Here is a 16,472-nt window from a genome sequence, read left to right as displayed (position 1 = left end):
CAATCCGGAAGAAGCGTGCGTCACTGGCGACGCAGTAGGTTCGTACTGTGAACGCGAACCGAGAGGACGCGCGGACGCCGCACCCGCCCCGCGCGTCAGCAGCCACCGAGGTGCCGTCGAGCGGCCGCATCGTCCTCCTCACCACCAGCCACCGAGTCGCCCCCGGGCTCCTCTCCTGGCCGGCGTGGCAGGCACTGCGCACAGCCGATCTCGTCCTCAGCCCCGATCCGCACCACCCCCAGCTTCCGTACGTCCGCGAGGCAGGCGTCACCGTGGAGGCGGGGAGCACCGTGGCGCCGCGCGCGCTGATGGAGGCGTGCGCCGGCGGGCGGAGCGCGGTGGTGCTGGCGGCGGCCGAGGGGGAGCCCGAGCTGACACAGGGGCTCGCGGCGCTCGCCGGCTCCGGCCGCGAGGAGATGCCGGAGCTGGAGCTGCTCCCCGGTGCGTACGACCTCCCGGGCGCCCGCCTCCTCGACCTCGTCCAGGTCATGGACCGCATCCGCCGCGAGTGCCCGTGGACGGGCCGCCGCACCCACGAGGACCTCCTCAAGTACGGCGTCGAGGAGATATACGAGCTCGTCGAGGCGATCGAGGAGGACGACCGCCCCGCCGTGCTCGAGGAGTTGGGGGACGTCCTCCTCCAGGTCGTCTTCCACGCCCGCATCGCCGAGGACCACCCGGAGCAGCCCTTCGCGGTGGACGACGTCGCCGGAGCCCTGGTCGAGAAGCTCGTCCACCGCCACCCGCACGTCTTCTCCGAGGCGGTCGTCACCGACGCGGAGGAGGTCAAGGCGCAGTGGCTGGAGGCGAAGGCCGAGGAGAAGCAGCGGAGATCGGTGACGGAAGGCGTGCCGATGGGGCAGCCGGCGCTCGCCCTCGTCGGGAAGCTCGCGGGGCGTGCGCGGGCCGCCGGTGTCGTCGTCCCCGAGGTCGTGGGCGAGGGGATCGGCTATGAGCTGCTGGCCCTCGCCGTGCGCGCCGAGGCGTCGGGCGTCGAGCCCGAGACCGCCCTCCGCGCCGCCGCCCGCACCTATCGGGACGCCGTCCTCGCCGCCGAGGGCGTGGAGGCCGTGTGAGCCGCGTCACCCGGCAACTCCGCGGCGGTGGCGGCGCGTTGCGGGTCCCGAGGGCCTGCGTGCCGACCTACGAGCGCGTACCGGTATGCGTCGTACACGCACCGTTGACCGGACACCGGCGAGCGGCCCAGACTGCCGGCCATGGTGAACCTCCTCGCAGCCCCGCGCGGGCTCCGCGCCCGAGCGAGGTCGTGCGCGGAGCTGCTCGCCCGCCCCGACGGCCGCGGCAGTGACGCCCTCGTCGCCTACGGCCTCCTCTCGGCCTCGGACCTCTTCGCCACGGCGCGCTACCACCGCGGCCCGCAGCGTGCGGCGAAGCCGCTGCTGATGCCGGCGCTCGCGGTGCATGCGCTGCGCCGGCGCCGTCACCGCGAGGAGCCGTACCCCGCCGCGCTCCTCGCCGGCCTCGCCTGTGCCACCGCGGGGGACACCGCGCTGCTCCACGACGACCGCCGCCCCGCCTTCCTCGCAGGCATGGCGGCCTTCCTCGGTACCCAACTCAGCTACACGGCAGGCATGGCGAAGGCCGGAGGGGCACGCGGCCTGCGCGCTCGCCCCGCCCTCGCCCTCGCCTGCGCCGCCGGGTGGGCCGCGGCCAACGGAGCACTCCGCAAGGACCTCGCCCCCGAACTCCGCGCCCCCGTCGCCGTCTACAGCCTCGCGCTCGCCGCGATGGGCGCGACCGGCCTCGGCGTCGGCGGCCGGACCGCGGTCGGCGCGACCGCCTTCGTCGGCTCCGACCTCCTCATCGCCCTCCAGGCCGCGGGCCGCCGCTTCCCGGGCCAGGACGTCCTCGTCATGGCCGGCTACCTCCTCGGCCAGTACCTCATCGCAACGTCCTGGAACGAACCCGTACCGTCGTAAGGTGCACGACGAGACTCCCCCCACCGCAAACCCCGCTCTCCCCGACGGCCGCCCGGCACCGACCCGGCCGTCCCGCGCCCGGCACAGCTCCGCCCGCGCACCGCTGTCCGAGGGGACCGGCCCGGCGGGGACGCGGCCCGCGGGCGGCGAAGCCCAGGCCGAGGCGTCGGCCGACGGCGCGACGGCGTCCGGGGCGACCACCGCGCAGGCGAGCGGGACGCGCACCGACCCGGGGCTCAGCGCCTTGGCCCCGGTGGACGAGGACCGGTCGGGCGGAGCCCGCACGTCGGACGCTCGGGAGGCGGGGACGGGCGCGGCCTGCGACGCGCCGTCGTCCGGTGGCGGTCGCGCACAGAGTGAGGAGCCCGACGGCGGGTCCGTCTCCGGTGCCGTGTCGGCGGGCAGTGCTGGGAGCGGCACTCGTATCGCGCCGGTGGGTGGGACTTGCAACGCCGCGCAGCTCAGCGGTGGTCGGCCGGGCGCATCCGACGACTGCGACGTCGCCACGGAGCGTGCCTCGGCCGACGAGTCCGACGGCGCATCCGTCCCCCGCCCCGTACCGACGGGCAGCGCCGTGCGCGGCGCGCGTACCGTACCGGCGGGCGAGGCCCGCAACGCTTCGCCGTGCAACGACGGCTCTCCGCACGTCGACGAGCAACTTCCCTCCGCCTCCGACCCTGCACAGGCGCGCGCAACGCGCAGCACACCCCCGCCCGCCTCCGACCGCCCCCTCGCAGACGCGTGCACCGAAGCAGCTCCCGCAGCCGGCGCCCCCACCGCCGAGGCTCCCAACGTCCCGTCCGCCACCGCCGAGGCTCCCAACGTCCCGTCCGCCACCGCCCGTTGCCCGCACGCCGACGACCGGACGTCCGCCCCAAGCCCCCGCACCGCCCCGACAGCCCCCGGCAACGCACCCCCTGACGGGCCTCCCGCGCCCCCGCCCATGCCCCCTCTCTTCGACTGGCGCTTCGCCTCCGACCCGTACCCCGCCTACGCCTGGCTCCGCGAGCACGCCCCGGTGCATCGGACGACGCTGCCGAGCGGCGTCGAGGCATGGCTCGTCACCCGCCACGCGGACGCCCGCACCGCCCTAGCGGAACAGCGGCTCAGCAAGAACCCGGGCAGGCACAGCGAGTCGGCGCACGGCAAGGGGAAGGTGGGCATCCCCGGTGAGCGCGGCGCGAACCTCATGACGCACCTGCTCAACATCGACCCGCCGGACCACACGCGCCTCCGCCGCCTCGTCTCCCAGGCGTTCACGCCGCGCCGCGTCGCTGCTTTCGCTCCCCGGGTGCAGGCGCTCGCCGACGAGTTGATCGACGCGATCCTGGCCCGTCGCGAGCCGGGCGCACCCGTCGGAGAGGCCGACCTCATCCACGAGTTCGCGTTCCCCCTCCCGATCTACGCGATCTGCGACCTGCTCGGCGTCCCCTCCCAGGATCAGGACGACTTCCGCGACTGGGCGGGGATGATGCTGCGCCACGGCAACGCGCCCCGCGGCGGCGTCGGCCGCGCGGTGAAGAAGATGCGCCGCTACCTCGCCGAACTCATCCACCGCAAACGGGAGTTGCTGCCCCCGCGGCCGGCCGCGGACGAGGACCTGATCTCCGGCCTCATCCGTGCGTCGGACCACGGCGAGCACCTCACGGAGAACGAGGCGGCGGCGATGGCGTTCATCCTGCTCTTCGCCGGCTTCGAGACGACGGTCAACCTGATCGGCAACGGCACCCTCGCCCTCCTGCGCCACCCCGAGCAGCGCGCGCTCCTCCAGGAGGCGGTCGAGCGCGGCGGCCCTCGGGACGAGACGCTGCTCGCCCGCGCCGTGGAGGAGCTGCTCCGCTTCGACGGCCCGGTGGAGATGGCCACTTGGCGCTTCGCCACGGAGCCGCTCGTCCTCGGAGGCGCACGGATAGCGGAGGGCGACCCCGTCCTCGTCGTCCTCGCCGCCGCCGACCGCGACCCCGAGCGCTTCGAGTCCCCCGACGCACTCGACCTGACGCGCACCGACAACCAACACCTCGGCTACGGCCACGGCATCCACTACTGCCTCGGCGCCCCGCTCGCCCGCCTGGAGGGCCGCACCGCCCTCGCCACGCTCTTCCGCCGCCTCCCCGCCCTGGAGTTGGCGACGCCCCCGGACGAACTCCGTTGGCGCGGCGGCCTGATCATGCGCGGCCTGCGCACTCTTCCGGTCACCTACCGAGCGGACGCGGACTGACGCAGGCACACCTCGACGCAGGACGGACGGCACCGACGCCCAACCCACCGCAGGCACAGGCACGTTCGAGCGGCATGGCGGACCACGAGACCCGGCCGCCGACCCTTCCGCGAGAACCGCAGGCCAACCTGTGCGACCATCGACACGGCGCCGAGCCGACGGCCCCACCCGCCAACCGCGCACCGCGCGACGGGCCGGGACGCGGCAACCCGTCCGCGCCTCCCCTTCCGCCGTCACGCGGCGTCTGACCTCCCGTCATGGAGCGTGACCATCGCGTGATGCAGGCGACATTGGCTTGTGATGCCGAGGATTGGCGGCTACGTTCGGCGCCGTCCCCGAGTCCTTACGAGAGGTTCTCCATGCGCGCTGGGAACGGCCGTCACCGACGACCCCGCCAGGCCCCTGCTCTGCTCGTCACCGCAGGAGTGACGGGAGCGGGCATCGCCATGCCGCTCCTCGGCGCCACCAGCTCGCAGGCGGCCGACGCCGGCATCTGGGACCGCGTCGCCGAGTGCGAGAGCGGCGGCCTGTGGAGCGCCAACGAGCAGAACGGCTACTACGGCGGCCTCCAACTCAGCCTGGAAACCTGGCAGGGGTACGGCGGCACCGCGTACGCGCCGCGCCCCGACCTCGCCAGCCGCAGCCAGCAGATCTCCGTCGCCGAGCGCGTACTCGACGACCGCGGCCCAGGCGCCTGGTCCTCCTGCGCCGAGCGCTCGGGCCTCACGGACGAGCAGACCCGGGACCCCGAAGTCACCCCCGGCGACGAGACAGGGCAGGACGACTCGACCGACGGCCGCACGCAACCGTCCCCCGGCGACACCACGAGCCCCGCACCCGACGACGAGCCCGACGGTTCCGACCGCGACCGCTCGTCCGACCGCGGCTCGCACCGGGGCACCCCGGAGCCGTCCGAGACACCCGCCGCACCCGGCGAGGGTTCCGGCAAACACCGCAAGTCCCCCGAAAACGGCGCGGGTTCCCACAGCCCAGGCACACCGGGCAGTCCAGTCAACCCGGACGAATCCTCGGACGCCACCGCCCCCGACGACCGCTCCGCCCGTGACACCGGCCACGCCGATCGCGGCGAACGCGCGGACGGCCCCGGCCACCCCTCGCGCGACGCGGGGCCCGGCGGCAGGGGCCACGAGGTGCGCCCAGGCGACTCCCTCTCCGCCATCGCCGAGCGCCACCGACTCGAAGGCGGTTGGCCGGAGCTGTACGAGCGCAACCGCCAAGTCGTCGGCTCCGACCCCGACCTGATCCGCCCCGGCCAGCACCTCCGCTTCTGACCACCGCGGGCGCCGGCCGGGACGACCGGCGCCGCCGCGCAACCCGGCAGCGCGCCGCTCCGCGCGTACGCCGGCACGACGGCGCAGGCTCCGACGGCGCCCACGCTCGCCGGAGCGCGCCCGCGCGCGGCGACCCGAGCGCGCGAGCGCCCGGCGAGGAGCGCGACACGGACGGCCCGCGGAGTCGGCCCTCCTGGGACGGTTAGGCTCAGGGGGGCAAAAGCCAGACACACATGAAGGAGACTCACGTGCCGTCCATCGACGTCGTCGTAGCCCGCGAGATCCTCGACTCGCGAGGCAACCCCACGGTCGAGGTCGAGGTCGGCCTCGACGACGGCAGCACCGGCCGTGCTGCCGTGCCGTCCGGCGCCTCGACCGGCGCCTTCGAGGCCCTTGAGCTGCGTGACGACAACCCCAACCGCTACGCGGGCAAGGGCGTCGAGAAGGCCGTCCTCGCGGTGATCGAGCAGATCGGCCCCGAGCTCGTCGGCTACGACGCCACCGAGCAGCGCCTCATCGACCAGGCGATGTTCGACCTGGACGCCACGGCCGACAAGTCCTCGCTCGGCGCCAACGCGATCCTCGGCGTCTCGCTCGCCGTCGCGCACGCCGCCTCCGAGGCGTCGGACCTCCCGCTCTTCCGCTACCTCGGCGGCCCCAACGCGCACCAGCTTCCCGTCCCGATGATGAACATCCTCAACGGCGGCTCGCACGCCGACTCCAACGTGGACATCCAGGAGTTCATGATCGCGCCGATCGGCGCCGAGTCCTTCTCGGAGGCGCTGCGCTGGGGCGCCGAGGTCTACCAGGCGCTGAAGAGCGTCCTGAAGGAGCGCGGCCTCTCCACAGGACTCGGCGACGAGGGCGGCTTCGCGCCCGACCTCGGGTCCAACCGCGAGGCACTCGACCTGATCATCGAGGCGATCCAGAAGGCGGGTTACGACGCGGGCCAGGACGTCGCGCTCGCGCTCGACGTCGCCGCCTCGGAGTTCTACAGCGACGGCGTCTACGACTTCGAGGGCGAGAAGCGCTCGGCCGCCGAGATGACCGAGTACTACGAGCGGCTCGTCGCCGACTACCCGCTCGTCTCCATCGAGGACCCGCTCTTCGAGGACGACTGGGCCGGCTGGGCCGTCATCACCGAGAAGCTCGGCGACAAGGTCCAGCTCGTCGGCGACGACCTCTTCGTCACCAACCCCGAGCGCCTCGCCCGCGGCATCGAGGAGAACACCGCCAACTCGCTGCTGGTGAAGGTGAACCAGATCGGCTCGCTCACCGAGACCCTCGACGCCGTCGAACTCGCCCAGCGCAACGGCTTCAAGTGCATGATGTCCCACCGCTCCGGTGAGACCGAGGACGTCACCATCGCCGACCTCGCGGTCGCCACCAACTGCGGCCAGATCAAGTCCGGTGCGCCCGCCCGCTCCGAGCGCGTCGCCAAGTACAACCAGTTGCTGCGGATCGAGGAGATCCTCGACGACGCCGCGGTCTACGCCGGCCGCTCGGCGTTCCCCCGCTACAAGCGCTGACCGCAGGACCGACCGACGCTCGGTTCCGTACGTCCCCGCCGCCGTTCCCGTACGGTGACGGGGACGTACGACTGCGCGACCTGACACCCGCAGTCGAGGGACGGGCGACAGGGGAGGAACGTGCCAGCCGATCGGTTCTCCACCGCGACCAGGCTGAGGGCGCTCGGCAGCCAGGCGGCCGAGCGCGTCTACCGTGCCCAGAGCCGCCGCATGCGCACACCGCCGGGCAGCAGGCTCACCGGCAGGGCGGCGGTGCTGGCGCTCGTCCTCTGCTCGCTCGTCGTCGTCCTGGCCTATCCCACGCGGCAGTACGTCACGCAGCGTTCGCAGATCGCCGACCAGCGGCAGCAGGCGCAGGAAGCCCGCGAGGAGGTCAAGCGCCTCCGCGAGGAGCGCGCCCGCTGGCACGACCCTGCCTACGTCGAGCAGCAGGCCAGACTCCACCTCCACTACGTACGCCCGGGCGAGACGGGCTACGTCCGCCCCGACGGCTCCGCCGACGACACCCGCGACGGTGACGAGGGCCCCGCCGACCGCCCCTGGTACCAGAACCTCTGGCGCAGCATCGACCTCTCCGACTCGGACGGCTGACGCCCCCGTCGGCCCTCCGATCGCTGCCCGTAGGCTCTGCCAGGTCCGCGCCCGCGCCGAGAAGAGACCACGCATGGAAACGCCTCCGCCCACCACCGAGCACACCGCACCGACCGAGGCGGACGTCTGCGCCTTCAAGGAGCAGTTGGGCCGTCCACCGCGGGGTCTGCGCACCATCGCGCACCGCTGCCCCTGCGGCCTGCCGGACGTCGTCGAGACGGCGCCGCGCCTGGAGGACGGCACTCCGTTTCCCACCACCTACTACCTCACCTGCCCCCGCGCCGCGTCCGCCATCGGCACGCTGGAGGCGAACGGCGTGATGCGCGAGATGACGGCGCGCCTCGCCGAGGACCCCCGACTCGCCGCCGCCTACCGGGCGGCGCACGAGGACTACCTCGCCAGGCGCGACGCCATCGAGGAGCTGAAGGGCTTCCCCAGCGCCGGCGGCATGCCGGAACGCGTCAAGTGCCTCCACGTCCTCGTCGCCCATTCCCTCGTCGCGGGCCCTGGTGTCAACCCCCTGGGCGACGAGGCGCTCGCGATGCTCCCGGAGTGGTGGCGCAAGGGCCCCTGCGTGACGTGCGCACCACCCGACGAGCCCCCACACGGTCGGGACAGCACGCCGACCGGTGGCCCCGGGTCCGAAACGGCGCAGGCGGCAGCGGAGCCCGCGGCAGCGGCGGGCGGCGGGCCGATCCGCGCCGCCGCGATCGACTGCGGCACCAACTCCATCCGCCTTCTCGTCGCCGACATCGATCCGGCGACGGGCGAACTCACCGACCTCGACCGGAGGATGGAGATCGTCCGCCTCGGCCAGGGCGTCGACCGCACAGGACGTCTGGCCCCCGAGGCGCTGGAGCGCACCTTCGCCGCCTGCCGCCGGTACGCCGCGGCGATCGAGGAGTTGGGCGTGGCGAGGGAGCACCTCACCTTCGCCGCGACGTCGGCCTCGCGGGACGCCGAGAACCGGGACGAGTTCGTCAGCGGCGTCCTGGAGATCCTCGGCGTCGAGCCCGAGGTGATCACGGGCGAACAGGAGGCGGAGTTCTCCTTCACCGGCGCCACCCGGGAACTCGCGGCGCCCGGTGCCGACGTCCCCGACGCGGCGAAGCCGTACCTCGTCGTCGACATCGGCGGCGGCTCCACGGAGTTCGTCGTCGGCACCGACTCGGTGACCGCGTCCCGCAGCGTCGACATCGGCTGCGTCCGTCTCACCGAGCGGCACCTCACCCGGGACGGCGAGGTCACGGAGACGCCGTCCCTCGCCCAGATCCAGGCGATCCGCGCCGACGTCGAGTCCGCGATCGACCTCGTCGAGGAGACGGTCCCCCTCTCCGACGCCCGCACCCTCGTCGGACTCGCCGGCACGGTCACCACCCTCGCCGGCCTCGCCCTCGACCTCGACAGCTACGACCCGTCCGCCATCCACCACTCCCGCATGACGTACGCGCAGGTCCAGGAGCTCACCGGCCGCCTCCTCGCCGCCACCCACGACGAGCGCGCCGCCCTCCCCGTCATGCACCCGGGCCGCACCGACGTCATCAACGCCGGCGCCCTCGTCCTTCAGACGATCATGGAACGCACCGGCGCCGAGGAGATCGTCGTCAGCGAGCACGACATCCTCGACGGCTTGACTTTCGCCGCGGCAGGGGCGCGGTAGGAGGCGGGCGCTTCACCGCCGGGGGTGGCGAAGCATCCCCGGCCGATGCCTCTACAAATGCGACAGGCCTCGCGCCGATTGCCTAACTTGACGACGAGAATGGCGAGTTCACCGTCGGTGTGCCTTCCTCGGCTTGATTGATCCGCTCCGCGAGGTGTGCGCGGGCCCCTCACCCCGCCGCCTGCGAGGCCGCCGCCTCGGCCCCGAGGTCGGCCGTGGTGAGCCGGTGCGCGGGGCCCCGGCGGAGGATGCGGGTGCTGCGGGTGGTCAATTCGGGGCCGACATGGAGGAGTTCGCCGGGTTCCAGGAGGCGCCAGCGCGGGTCGTCGTCCATGCGCTCGCTCGCCACGACGACGGAGGGCGCCGCCGCGAGCGCGCTCGAGTTGACCCTCATGCGCCCCGCGGTGCCGCGGTGTTCGAGTTCGCGGCCGCGGTGGGTCTCGTCGACGGTGCGGGGGAGGACGTAGAGGCCGTGGGTGTCGGGGTAGCGGAGCGCCCACAGCTCACGCGGCGTGGTGAGGACGAAGTTGAGCGAGTAGACGGGGAGTCGGGCCGCCACCCAGCTCGCGGCCGCGGTGATTCCCGCCGCGACGTCCCCGCCCCTGGCGTGGGTCTCGCGGCTGACGAGCGCGAAGAAGCGCTCCGAGTCGGTGTCCCCGTGCACCCGGTTCCGGTCGGCGCCGAGGTGCGCGTCGAGCTCGTCGAGCCCCTCGATCACGCCGTTGTGGGCGAAGAGGCGGCCGTCCTTGAGGAAGGGGTGGGTGTTGCTGCGGGTCAGCTCCCCCGTCGAGGCGTAGCGGACGTGCGCGAGGAACGTCGTGGAGGTGACGTCGGTGGCCTCCTCGGCGAAGTGCCGGTCCTCGTAGGCCGCGAGGGGCGCCTTGTGGAGGTGCGGGCGGTCCTCGGCGTCGTAGAAGCCGAGGCCGGTGCCGTCCGGGTCGCGGTGGCTCTGGGTGCTCAGGCTGTCGGGTGCCTGGAGCAGCCAGAACGTGGCGCGGCGGCGGTGAGGGGCGCTGCTGAGGGCGAAGAGACGGCACATCCGGGCCTCCGGTGCGGGCGCTGCTGGGGGAACGTCATCCTCCCGCCCCGCCGGGCTTCCACGCGGCACGGACGCAGGTGCGCGCCGTGCGGCTCGGGCTCCAAGTACCGCACTGCGAACCTCACTTGAGCAGCCGAGCACTCTGCTGATAGGGATGAGCGGACACGGCGCGCCGTCCCGTGGAAAAGTCTTCGTGAACTTCTTCACATGGAAGACCGCCCGTGCGGAGCGGTACCGAGAGTCCGGAGCGGTCCCGACTCTCGCTTCGTCCGGATCTCCCGGACCGCCTCGACGCTTCGACGGTGTTTCCGTACCGTGAACGCCAACTCCCCGAGGCTGATGTGTTCGCGATCAGTGCAGCTCAACGCCGGGTGTGAACGCACCGCCCGGCCGTCTGGTTCCCGTAGGGGTTTGTGTGGTCGGTCACGGGGGCGCGTAGTGTAACAGAGGTGCTGCGGGTGCTTGTGAAGACCCTCACGAGGTCCCCCAGGGGGTCGGGTGGATACTCGGACCCATGAGCACCACGGAGCGTCCCCGAATCCTCGTCGTAGGCGGCGGGTACGTCGGTCTGTACGCAGCGCGCCGCATCCTCAAGAAGATGCGGTACGGCGAGGCGACCGTCACGGTCGTCGACCCGCGCTCGTATATGACGTACCAGCCCTTCCTCCCCGAAACCGCTGCCGGCAACATCTCGCCCCGCCACGTCGTGGTCCCGCTGCGACGCGTGCTCGGGAAGGCGGAGGTCCTCACCGGTCGGGTCTCCTCGATCGACCAGGACCGCAAGGTCGCGAAGATCGCGCCCTCCGTCGGTGAGGCGTACGAGCTGCCCTTCGACTACCTCGTCGTCGCCATGGGCGCCGTCTCGCGCACTTTCCCCGTCCCCGGCCTCGCCGAGCACGGCATCGGCATGAAGGGCGTCGAGGAGGCGATCGGTCTCCGCAACCACGTGCTCGCGCAGCTCGACAAGGCCGACTCCACCACCGACGAGGAGGCCCGCCGCCGGGCGCTCACCTTCGTCTTCATCGGCGGCGGCTTCGCCGGCGCCGAAACCATAGGCGAGATCGAGGACATGGCGCGCGACGCCGCCTCGTACTACCCCAACGTGAAGCGCGAGGAGATGCGGTTCATCCTCGTCGACGCGGCCCCCGGCATCCTTCCCGAGGTCGGCCCGAAGCTCGGCGAGTGGGGCCTTACGCACCTCAAGAAGCGGGGCGTCGAGGTCTACCTCGGTACCTCCATGGACTCCTGCGTCGGCGGCCACGTGGTCCTCAAGAACGGCCTCGAAGTGGACTCCGACACCCTCGTGTGGACGGCGGGCGTCAAGCCGAACCCGGTGCTCTCCGAGTTCGGGCTGCCGCTCGGGCCCAAGGGGCACGTGGACGTCGGCACCGACCTCCAGGTGAAGGGCACCGACCACGTCTGGGCCGCGGGCGACAACGCGCAGGTCCCGGACCTCGCTTCAGGCAAGGAGGGGGCCTTCTGCCCGCCCAACGCGCAGCACGCGCTGCGGCAGGCGAAGGTCCTCGGCGACAACGTCATCTCCGGGATGCGCGGCTTCCCGCAGGGGAAGTACAAGCACCACAACAAGGGCGCCGTCGCGGGCCTCGGGCTCCACAAGGGCGTTGCGCTGATCGCGTTCGGCAAGCGCAAGATCAAGCTCAAGGGCCGCCTCGCCTGGTACTTCCACCGCGCCTACCACGGCATGGCGATGCCGACCATGAACCGCAAGGTGCGGGTCTTCGCCGACTGGACGCTCGGAATGTTCCTCAAGCGCGAGGTCGTCTCGCTCGGCGCCGTCGAGACCCCGCAGAAGGAGTTCTACGAGGCGGCCGCACCGGTCACCGCCGCGGCTCAGGCCAAGTCGGCCGAGGCCGCGCAGACGGTCGCCGCCCCGCGAGGCGAGGCGGAGAAGGCCAGCGCCTGACCGCCCGTCACGCCGTCCGCCTCCAGGGGCGAGCAGCCGGGAACAACCGCACAAGCGCGCTCGGTTGAGGGGCGTGGGCCATCCGTGGGGCCCGCGCCCCTCGCCGCTTTCCCGCTGCGGGCGGGCCGCCGGGCGTGCGGCTGCACCAGCCGGGTGCGAGCGGGCACGAGGGGTGCGCCTATGTTCCCCGCGGCACAACTTCCGTGCACAGTGGGCATATAAATCCCCCGCACCGTGTTGGATGTACGGGGAATCCACCCCTTCATTCCACGGAGGTGTGTCCACATGGCCGACGCCGCCTCGCGGCTCGTCGCACTCGCCGAAGAACTGCTCGGCAACCAGCTCCCCGTCCGCGTCAGGGCGTGGGATCGCAGCGAGGCCGGTCCGCCCGGCGCCCCCGTCGTGGTGATCCGGCATCGACGGGCGCTCCGCCGCCTCGTCTTCAGGCCCGGCGAACTCGGTCTCGCCCGCGCCTGGGTGGCCGGCGAGATCGACGTCGAGGGCGACCTCTACGAAGCGCTCGACCTGCTCGCCGGGATGATCTGGGAGAAGGAGGAGAGCGCGCCGTCCTTCGGCCTCCTCGACTTCCTCCGCAACGCCGATCTCCGCTCCGCAGCCGCGGAGTTCGCCAAGCTCGCCGGCCCCGGGCTGCCGCCTCCACCGCCGCGGGAGGAAGCCCGCAGGCGCACCGGGCTGCGCCACACGCTCAGCCGCGACCGCAAGGCGATCAGCCACCACTACGACGTGGGCAACGAGTTCTACGAGCTGGTCCTGGGCCCCAGCATGGTCTACTCCTGCGCCTACTGGCAGGACGGCGGCACCCTGGAGAAGGCCCAGCACGACAAGCTCGACCTCATCTGCCGCAAGCTCGCGCTCCGTCCGGGCCAGCGGCTCCTCGACGTCGGCTGCGGGTGGGGCGGGCTCGTCCTGCACGCGGCGCGCGAGTACGGCGTCACCGCCGTCGCCGTCACGCTCTCCGAGGAGCAGGCGGTGTACGCGCGCAAGAAGGTCGCGGAGGAGGGGCTCGCCGAACAGGTCGAGATCCGGGTCCAGGACTACCGCGAGGTGAAGGACGGGCCGTTCGATGCGATCGCGTCCGTCGGCATGGCCGAGCACGTCGGCGCCGCACGCTACCGCGAGTACGCCGCCGATCTCCACGCGCTCCTCGTCCCCGGCGGCCGCCTCCTCAACCACCAGATCGCGCGCCGCCCGCTGGAGGACGAATCCGCGTACGAGATCGACGAGTTCATCGACGCGTACGTCTTCCCCGACGGCGAGCTGGCGCCGGTGGGCCGGACCGTCGGGCTGCTGGAGGACGCCGGGTTCGAGGTGCGGGACCTGGAGTCGATCCGTGAGCACTACGCGCTGACGCTCCGCGCCTGGGTGCGCAACCTCGAAGCCGACTTCGCGCGCGGCGTCCGCCTCACCTCGCCGGGCAGGGCCCGCGTCTGGCGGCTCTACATGGCGGCCTCGGCGCTCTCCTTCGAGCGCAACCGGATCGGCGTCAACCAGATCCTCGCCGTCCGCACGCCGGAGTCCGGCGCGTCCGGCATGCCGCTGCGCAGCCGGGAGTGGCGGGCCGACGCCTCCGCGACGCCCTGACGCGGCACGGCCCGGTGGCCTCCGCGGGAGCCACCGGGCCGTGCACGCCGCGGGTCACTCGCTCTTGATCGCCTCCAGCATGTTCAGCCGCGCGGCGCGACGGGCCGGCCACACCGCGGCGAGCACCCCCACCACCGCGGAGAGCAGCAGGAAGAGGCCGAGGGTGTCCCAGGGGAGCACCATCTCGTAGGCGTCGAAGCCCTCGCCCGCGATCGCCCCGCCCACGGCCCAGGCGAGGAAGACGCCGAGCAGTATGCCGAGCACGCCGCCGAAGAGGGAGATCACCACCGACTCGAGCCGGACCATCCGCTTCACGCCGCGCCGGTCGAGTCCGATCGCGCGGAGCATTCCGATCTCCTGCCCGCGCTCGTAGACGGACATCGCCAGTGTGTTGACGACGCCGAGCACCGCGACGAGCACCGCCATGGCGAGGAGGCCGTAGAGCACGTTGAGGAGCGTGGTGATCACCTGCGAGACCGACTCGGAGAGGTCCTCGCTGTCCTCGACGAGGAGCGCGGGGTTGCCGCCGAGCGCCTGCTCGATCGCCGCCTTGGTCTCGTCGTCTGCGCCGTGCGCCGTCTTCGCCATGACCTGCATGTCGACGGGCTTCGCGAGGTGCGGGGTGAGGACGCGGTAGTCGAGTATGACGCCGCTCACGGCCTGGTTGCCCTCGTAGACGCCGCCGACGGTCAACTCCTGCTTCGCGCCGTCCTCGTAGCCCGCCCTGAAGGTGGAGCCGACGTCCCAGCCGTTCCTCTCGGCCGTCTTCTCGTCGACGACCACGCCCGGCTTCCCCGTGTCGCCCAGCCCGGACCAGGACCCCGCGGTGAAGTCGACCGCGACGAGCTCGCCGATCGAGCGCCCGTCGACGCCGGTGACGTAGCGCGTCTCGTCGCCGACCTCGATCGGGGCGCTGCGCATCGGCGAGGTGGCGGTCACCTCGTCGAGCGAGGAGAGCTTCTGTTCGACCTCGGGGGAGAGGGGGTTGAAGTTGGCCATGGAGACCGAGTAGTCGGCCTTGAGCGAGGCGGTGGCCATCTTGTCGATCGCCTGCTGGGCGCTGCCCGCCACCACCGTGAGCCCGGTGATCAGCGTGAGCCCGATCATCAGCGCGGACGCGGTCGCCGCCGTGCGGCGAGGTGTGCGGACGGCGTTGAGGCGGGCGAGCTTGCCGCTCACCCGGAACAGGCGCAGCACCGGGGCGGAGAGCGCGATCAGCGGACGGGACAGCAGCGGCGTCAGCACGAAGACGCCGACCACCAGCAGCACCGCGCCGGCGGCGAGCGGCATCTTGCCGTCGTCGAGCGACCGCGAGAACAGGACGAGCGCACCGCCGGCGGCGGAGAGGAGCGCCCCGAGCGTGTTCCGCACCAGGAGCCCGCGCTTGGAGCTGGGGACGTACTGGCTGCCCATCGCGGCGACCGGAGGGATGCGCGCCGCGCGCCGGGCCGGGAGCCACGCCGCGAGGACCGTCACCAGCATCCCGACGAGGAGCGCGGTCGCGACCGTGCCGCCGGTCACCACCAGCGGGCCCTCCGGCATCCCGCCGAGCGAGCCGGCGAACGACCGCAGCACGGCGGCGATCCCCACGCCCGCACCCAGTCCGAGCACGGCGGCGACGAACCCGACGGCCAGCGCCTCGAACCGCACGGCACGCGTCACCTGCCGCCGGCTCGCGCCCACGGCTCGCAGCAGCGCCAACTCCTTGGTGCGCTGTGCGACGAGCATCGTGAAGGTGTTGACGATGATGAAGACGCCGACGAAGAGCGCGATCCCGGCGAACGCCAGCATCGACGTCTTCATGCTCGACATCTGCGCGTCGATCATCCGGGCCTCGTCGTCGACGAGCTGCCGGCCCGTCACCGCCTCGAACCCCTCGGGGAGCAGCGGTTCCGCACGGGACTTCAACTCGGCCTGGGAGACGCCCGATTCGGCTGTCGCGCGGACCTCGGTGTACTCGCCGGGCTCGGTGAAGAGCTGCTGCGCCGTGCGGTTGTCGAAGAGGACGAGCGAGCCGCCTGCCGCCACGTTGCCGTCGTCGGTGCGGAAGACGCCCGTGACGCGCTCCTTGCGGACCGGACCGTCGACCGACATCACCACCGTGTCGCCGACCCGGTAGCCCGTGCGCTCCGCCGTCTTCTCGTCGAGCGCCACCTCGCCGCCGCGCTGCGGGGCGCGTCCGTCGGCCATCGGGTAGCGGGGGTCGGTCTTGTCGGCGCCGCTCGGGTAGTAGTTGGCGCCGCGTGTCTCCCAGCCGTCGCCGACGAGGTCGCGGTTCTTGTCGGCGAGGGCGGCGAAGCCGGAGGCGATGCCCGTCGCGGAGGCGACGCCGTCGAGGCGCTCGACGCGGTCGAGGGCGCGCTGGTCCAACGAGGGCGGTGCGCCGCCGAATTCGTCCCGGTCGGACGACGCGTCCTCGCGGATCGAGAGGTCGACGTCGGAGAGCGCACTCTGTGAACTCTTCTCGAAGGCTTGCGAGATCGTCGAGGTGAAGACCATCGTGCCGGAGACGAACGCGACGCCGAGGAGGACGGCGAGCACGGTCATCAGCAGCCGGGCCTTGTGCGCAAGGACGTTGCGCAGGGCGGTGCGGAGCATGGGGGAGTCCTGGGTTCCGTTCGGTTGCGGTCGCTGCGGGGCGCTGCGCTCAGCTCTCGCTGCGGGGCGCCGACTCGTT

At 72.7% G+C, this 16,472-nt stretch carries 11 protein-coding genes; 9 read left to right on the top strand and 2 right to left on the bottom strand.

Translation table 11 applies throughout. The features are described from left to right. Window positions 1-47: 47 nt before the first annotated feature. The 7 genes from UWG_RS0119760 to UWG_RS32255 all read left to right on the top strand — a co-directional run bounded on the left by UWG_RS0119760 (window position 48) and on the right by UWG_RS32255 (window position 9,230). A complete protein-coding gene (locus UWG_RS0119760) occupies window positions 48-1,076 on the top strand; it encodes a nucleoside triphosphate pyrophosphohydrolase (RefSeq protein WP_016908935.1) in 1,029 nt (342 codons plus the stop codon). 141 nt (window positions 1,077-1,217) lie between these two features. Further along, complete coding sequence (locus UWG_RS0119755) at window positions 1,218-1,940, top strand: lysoplasmalogenase (RefSeq protein ID WP_016908934.1); 723 nt, start codon at window positions 1,218-1,220, stop codon at window positions 1,938-1,940. A 943-nt stretch (window positions 1,941-2,883) separates the two neighbouring features. After that, on the top strand, window positions 2,884-4,158 hold the full coding sequence (locus UWG_RS31785) for a cytochrome P450 family protein (protein WP_050988624.1): 1,275 nt from the start codon (window positions 2,884-2,886) through the stop codon (window positions 4,156-4,158). 359 nt (window positions 4,159-4,517) lie between these two features. Next, a complete protein-coding gene (locus UWG_RS34005) occupies window positions 4,518-5,450 on the top strand; it encodes a transglycosylase family protein (RefSeq protein ID WP_033196258.1) in 933 nt (310 codons plus the stop codon). Window positions 5,451-5,698: 248 nt separating this feature from the next. Continuing rightward, the gene (gene eno / locus UWG_RS0119740) at window positions 5,699-6,979 is read left to right on the top strand and encodes a phosphopyruvate hydratase (protein ID WP_016908931.1); all 1,281 of its coding nucleotides are present in this window, start codon (window positions 5,699-5,701) and stop codon (window positions 6,977-6,979) included. A gap of 120 nt (window positions 6,980-7,099) precedes the next feature. Further along, window positions 7,100-7,570: an FtsB family cell division protein gene (locus tag UWG_RS0119735; protein ID WP_016908930.1), complete on the top strand. Its 471-nt coding sequence runs from the start codon at window positions 7,100-7,102 to the stop codon at window positions 7,568-7,570. Between the two features lie 73 nt (window positions 7,571-7,643). Next, a complete protein-coding gene (locus tag UWG_RS32255) occupies window positions 7,644-9,230 on the top strand; it encodes a DUF501 domain-containing protein (protein ID WP_016908929.1) in 1,587 nt (528 codons plus the stop codon). 169 nt (window positions 9,231-9,399) lie between these two features. Here the strand turns inward: UWG_RS32255 and UWG_RS0119725 are convergent, their stop codons facing one another. Then, window positions 9,400-10,269, bottom strand: coding sequence for a class II glutamine amidotransferase (locus UWG_RS0119725; RefSeq protein WP_016908928.1), 870 nt, complete (start codon window positions 10,267-10,269; stop codon window positions 9,400-9,402). A gap of 514 nt (window positions 10,270-10,783) precedes the next feature. On the opposite strand from UWG_RS0119725, the gene UWG_RS0119720 reads away from it, so the two are divergent. Both UWG_RS0119720 and UWG_RS0119715 read left to right on the top strand, forming a co-directional pair. Then, window positions 10,784-12,193, top strand: coding sequence for an NAD(P)/FAD-dependent oxidoreductase (locus UWG_RS0119720; RefSeq protein WP_016908927.1), 1,410 nt, complete (start codon window positions 10,784-10,786; stop codon window positions 12,191-12,193). 285 nt (window positions 12,194-12,478) lie between these two features. Then, complete coding sequence (locus tag UWG_RS0119715) at window positions 12,479-13,795, top strand: SAM-dependent methyltransferase (protein ID WP_016908926.1); 1,317 nt, start codon at window positions 12,479-12,481, stop codon at window positions 13,793-13,795. A gap of 54 nt (window positions 13,796-13,849) precedes the next feature. Here the strand turns inward: UWG_RS0119715 and UWG_RS0119710 are convergent, their stop codons facing one another. After that, window positions 13,850-16,393, bottom strand: coding sequence for an ABC transporter permease (locus tag UWG_RS0119710; RefSeq protein ID WP_016908925.1), 2,544 nt, complete (start codon window positions 16,391-16,393; stop codon window positions 13,850-13,852). Between the last annotated feature and the right edge of the window lie 79 nt (window positions 16,394-16,472).

Source organism: Streptomyces xiaopingdaonensis, from assembly GCF_000262345.1.
In the GTDB taxonomy this organism is placed as follows: Bacteria; Actinomycetota; Actinomycetes; order Streptomycetales; family Streptomycetaceae; genus Streptomyces; species Streptomyces xiaopingdaonensis.
The sequence above is the reverse complement of the archived record's forward strand: the minus strand, read 5'-3'. Positions and strand labels throughout refer to the sequence as shown.